Genomic DNA, 5,014 nt, shown 5'->3' with positions numbered 1-5,014 from the left:
AACCCGATGGCGGCGGCGGCGATCGGCCCAGCAGGGTCAGGCGAAGAAGCCGTTCGACTTCTGGTCCGTGGACCCCGAGCTGAACCCGTAGACCGGCACGGGTGCCTTCGGGTCCGGTGCCGGCTGGTCGCTCGCCAGCAGATGGAATGGGGACAACGTCCTTACGTGCACCGCGCCGTCGTGCCCCTGCGCGGCGGCGTTGTTCTGCTGCCACGGCAGGTCGTAGGCGATGACCCGGTTGAACGGCACTTCGGTGTCGATGCGGTTGCTCGAGCCGGCCGCGTAGTACTGCGCCTGCTGGTTGTAGTTGAGGAAGTACCGGCCACCCCAGCCCACGTTGTCGGCGGGGACCCACTCGCCGTACATCGAGCCCGGCAGGTTCTGCGGATTCACCTTCCCGTTCGCGCTCGTCGGCCGGTTGGAGCTGCCGAGCACGTACAGCGATCCGTAGTAGTACTGGGCGACCTGCGGATCGGTGAACTGGACGTAGCTGCGCAGCCAGTAGTCCTTCCACCATGCCCGGTGCTCAGCCTTGAGCCGGTCGACGGCGCCCTGCGACGCATACGCGCGCACCCCGTCCACGGCGTCCTTCTGCACGTCCGTGACGCTCTTGATCGTGTTGTAGTCGCCGCTGCTGCTGCTCAGGTAGGTGACCAGGGACGTGGTCGCGCCCGGATCGACGGTGACGTTCCCGGACTCGCCCAGCGAGTTGTAGTACTTGCCCTTGTTGCTGTCGTAGTAGTCGTTCGCTTCGATCTGCTCGCGCGGGTTCGCGAGCTCAGAGCCGACGACGGTCGTCGCGGTCGCCATCCGGCTGCGATAGTCGCTCGTGTTGGTGGTGGTGCTGTCCCGCGTCGTCCACAGGACGGGACCGGCCTGCGCGGAGTCCACTCCTCCGGTGTACGGGTAGGTCTTCTGCGCATCGGTGAGGTCGGTCGCGCTCGAGTTCGCGTACGCCATCGCCGGGACCCACTGCTTGATCCGCAGTGTCACCGGCCCGGCTCCGTTGTTGCGGATCTCGGTGACGAAGACGTTCGCGGTGTCGGCGGTCCAGGAGTCCAGCTGGAGCGGTGCGTCGGCACCTTGGTCGTCCTTGAGCTCCATGTCCGTGGTGACCTGGGCGTTGAGGATGTCCTGCTTCATCGAGAACGCGCTCGCCGCGTCGGTACCCGCGGCGGTGGTCGGCCAGACGTCCAGCCCGCCGCCGGAGAGGATGCCCGCGTTGTCCTTGACGGAGCTGCCCTGCGCGTGCAGCGTGCCCCAGAAGTCGTTCTTGCCGAAGTAGAACTGCTGCGACGTGTTGGACACGCCCGCGGCGACGGCGCCGATGTCGCCGTTGCCCATGAGCTGGCCGGTCGTGTAGCTGCCCTTGTCCACGTCGCCGATCTTCTGTGGCGACGTCACCGAACCGGAGATGCCGGACAGGATCTTCTGGAGCTGGGTCCAGTCGTCCTGGCGGAGATGGTCGAGTACCGCTTGCGGCACCTTGAAACCGTGGTGGACGGATGGCCCGACGTCCGCGGCGAACGCGGGGGCGGTCGTGAGGGCCCCGACCATCGCGAGCGCGGGTATGACCGCTAGATGACGTCTCACATCAGCTCCCCTTGGCCATCAACACTTCACGAGCGGCGGCCACCGATGTCCGGATACGAGACCGCAAGCCGAGAGTATGGAGAGGAGATCCGATGTCTGTCAACGATTCAGGCCTGTGGATACGGCAGTTGACTCTTGCAACAGAAGCGAGCCGGTCAGTGGTCCGATGTATACGGTTGTTTAGCAGTCGTGAGTAAACCCGCTCCTCTGCGCGCCCAGCCTCTCGCTGCGGATCTGAGCGCCAGGATGGCCGGCATGGAGGAGGTGGCGTTCTGGTCGCTGATCGAGGAGTTCCGACCGGCCGGGCCCCGACCTGGTGCCGATGGTCCCGCTACGGCCCTTACCGCTCGGCTTGCGGCTGGGCAGGTGTCCTCGACCACCGAGTTCGCCGAGCAGTTGGCCTGGGGCGCCGTACCGATTGGATCTGCAGGAGTACGGCCGGGACCTCTCCGGCGACGCGTTCCTCCACGCACGTGCGGCCGTCGTCGCCGATGGCCGCGAAGCTTGGCGGCGGCAGAGCGATCTCGCCGACGCCGTAGGCACCGCGCAGCAGCATGTCGAGGCAGCCTTGCCCGCGTCGGACCACCGACAGGCGGCCAGACGGCCGGCTTGCGAAAGCGAGCCGGCCGTCTGCTGAGCGGCCATGGTGCCCGGTGGCTTGCCGGGCGGCACGGGCCAGGTTGCGGGCGTTGAGGGTCAGCCGGGCGCACGTTTCGCACGTGCCCGGCCGTCCGGACAAACGGATGGTCGGGGGCAGGTGTGACGCGGCAGGATGCTGCGTATGGCATTGCCCACCCCCGAACTGCACACCGCCCGCCTGCGACTGCGGCCGTTCACCGACGCCGACGTGGCGCCGCTCTACGCCCTGCACAGCAACGCCCACGTGCTGCGTTACTGGGACTCCCCGCCGTGGACCGAACCGGCCCGCGCCCAGCGCTTCATCGCGACCTGCCGGACGATCGAAGCGCAAGGCACGGGAGCGCGGCTGGCCGTCGACCGCGTCCGTGACGGCGCGTTCATCGGCTGGTGCGGCCTGAACAACTGGAACCCGGACTTCCGCAGCGCCTCCCTGGGGTACGTCTTCGATGCCGCCGCGTGGGGCCACGGCTACGCCACGGAGACCGCGCACGCCGTCCTGCGGTGGGCGTTCGACACCCTGGACCTGAACCGCGTCCAGGCCGAGACAGACACCCGCAACGCGGCCTCCGCCCGGGTCCTGGAGAAGCTCGGCTTCGTCCACGAAGGCACCCTCCGCGAGGACTGCGTCGTCAACGGCGACGTCTCCGACTCCTGGGTCTTCGGCCTCCTCCGCCGCGAGTGGCGCCCGACGGCCACGCCGACGGCCAGCCGCTAGCCGTCCCGACGACGTGGCACACTGGCGGCCCAGACAGCGGTGAACGGGAGGTCATCCGGTTGGGCCTGGAGATCGAGAGCAGGCCGTCGGAGCTGCCGTTCATCGAGCGGGTATGGCGCAGCCGCAGCGACGAAGTGGGCCGCATGACGTCGATCGCGGCATCTCACTGGGAGCTCGTCTTCTGGGAGCACCACGGCCAGGTCCAGGCGGCCGTAGTGGGTCCAGAACCCAAGGCATGCCTGGCCCCCGTCCCCGAGAACGCCACGTTCTTCGGCATCAGCTTTGCCCTCGGCACCTCGATGCCGCACGTCCCGATCAGCCGGCTCGTGGGCAGTATCGCGGAGATACCCGACGTGACGAGGCGCTCCGTCTGGCTGAAGGGCTCCGCCTGGCATCCGCCCGACTACGACAACGCGGAGGCGTTCGTACGGCGCATGGTGCGTGAGGGCATCGTGGACTGTGACCCGCTCGTGCCCGCCGTGCTCGACGGCGCGACACCCGATGTATCGGAACGCACCCTCCAGCGCCGCTTCGTCGCGGCCACGGGCCTCACCCGGGGCGCCATCAGGCAGATCCACCGCGCCCGCGAGGCAGCGGTACTGATCCAGGAAGGTTCGTCGGCCCAGGACGTCGTGCACCGGCTGGGCTACTTCGACCAGCCGCATCTGGCGCGGTCCCTGACCCGTTACATCGGCCGTACCGCCACTCGGCTGAGCTCTCCGGACAGGACGGAGCCCCTGTCGCTTCTGTACAAGACCTCGGCCACGATGCCCGCGTAGTTTTCCTGAGGTAGCCGACGGGACCGGGCAGACGGCCCCGAACTCATCACGGAGGAATCATGCGCAAGGTCGTTTCGGGTCTGTTCGTCTCGCTCGACGGCGTCGTCCAGTCGCCGAACGAGTGGCAGTTCGCTTTCGACGAGGAGATGGGCGCGGCCCTGGGGAAGACGCTGGAGACGGCCGACACGATTCTGCTGGGCCGGGTGACCTTCACCGAGTGGGCCGGGTACTGGCCGACGGTGACCAGCGGCGAAGACGCCGGTTTCGCCAAGTGGATCAACGATTCGCCGAAGTACGTCGTCTCCTCCACCCTGGACAGCGTCGAGGACTGGGCGAACAGCACGCTCGTCAACGGCGATCTGACGGCCGCGATCGAGGAGCTCAGGGCGGGAGAGGGCAAGGACATCACCGTCGCGGGCAGCCCGACGCTGGTGCGTTCGCTGCTGGAGCAGGACCTGCTGGACGAACTGGTACTGCTGATCCACCCAGTAGTGGCCGGCGAGGGCCGCAAGAAGCTGTTCACCGACGATGCCGCCCTGAAGAAGTTGGAGCTGGTGAGCGCCCAGCCGACCAGCAGCGGAGTGATCATCGCCACCTACCGTCCGGCGCACTGAGCACTGCCCGGCGCGGGTCTGCCACAGGGTGGGACCGGTCGCGCACCATGCCGCGCTCGTGGGGAGCGGAACGCGACCGTCGCCACCCGTTCCTCCGGCAGTAGGGCGGGCATGTGATCCGTCATCGTGGTCGCCACCAACGTGACGTACCTGCTGGCTGCGTGGTTTCTCGACCCACTTCGACTGGGGGAAGTCCCCGGCCGGGGCGCCGGTCGACTCCGAGATCGGCTTCCGGATCGTGGTCAGTCGCCGAGGTGACCAGTTCTGACGGGCATGAACACACGCGTTGATCGCCGCGGACGAGTCCAGGTTGACGCAGATCCGCTTGTCGGGCTTGCCCTTCTTGCCTCACCGTCTCGGGTTCCGGACGAAGGTGAGGTTGCCGCTCCTGGTCCTCGACCGCTCGGAACCGCTTCCCGGGTCGGCGCTCCTCTACAGCTTCCAGAAGGGGTACCAGGCACCGAGCTGGGCCTGTCCCTCGAGGGACCGCCTTCCGTCCTGCGGCGCCGGGCCGAGACACACATGCCGGAGATCGGTCCTCGACGCCCTGGGTATGTTGATCACGGTCTTCGTGGCCCACGTGATGCCAGGGCCCTGCACGTTCGACCTCGCGCACGCGCACGGTGCGGCGGGGGGGCCCGGCGGGGACGGGCGCCCCCGCCCCCCCACGGGCG

At 68.2% G+C, this 5,014-nt stretch carries 4 protein-coding genes; 3 read left to right on the top strand and 1 reads right to left on the bottom strand.

Features of this window, described 5'->3' with window-relative positions; translation table 11 throughout:
- Positions 1-36: 36 nt before the first annotated feature.
- A complete protein-coding gene (locus ABZ646_RS39880; protein WP_360530631.1) occupies positions 37-1,593 on the bottom strand; it encodes a hypothetical protein in 1,557 nt (518 codons plus the stop codon).
- A gap of 781 nt (positions 1,594-2,374) precedes the next feature.
- Here ABZ646_RS39880 and ABZ646_RS39875 point away from each other — a divergent pair.
- From ABZ646_RS39875 to ABZ646_RS39865, 3 genes are read left to right on the top strand one after another with little or no spacing between them, the layout of a single operon-like run.
- Positions 2,375-2,947, top strand: coding sequence for a GNAT family N-acetyltransferase (locus ABZ646_RS39875; protein ID WP_360530628.1), 573 nt, complete (start codon positions 2,375-2,377; stop codon positions 2,945-2,947).
- A gap of 59 nt (positions 2,948-3,006) precedes the next feature.
- Positions 3,007-3,726, top strand: a complete 720-nt coding sequence (locus tag ABZ646_RS39870) for a helix-turn-helix domain-containing protein (protein ID WP_360530625.1) — start codon at positions 3,007-3,009, stop codon at positions 3,724-3,726.
- Positions 3,727-3,785: 59 nt separating this feature from the next.
- On the top strand, positions 3,786-4,340 hold the full coding sequence (locus tag ABZ646_RS39865; protein ID WP_360530622.1) for a dihydrofolate reductase family protein: 555 nt from the start codon (positions 3,786-3,788) through the stop codon (positions 4,338-4,340).
- Positions 4,341-5,014 lie beyond the last annotated feature (674 nt).

This window comes from Streptomyces sp. NPDC007162, assembly GCF_040634175.1.
Taxonomy (GTDB): domain Bacteria; phylum Actinomycetota; class Actinomycetes; order Streptomycetales; family Streptomycetaceae; genus Streptomyces.
This window is presented reverse-complemented; position numbering and strand designations above follow the sequence as displayed.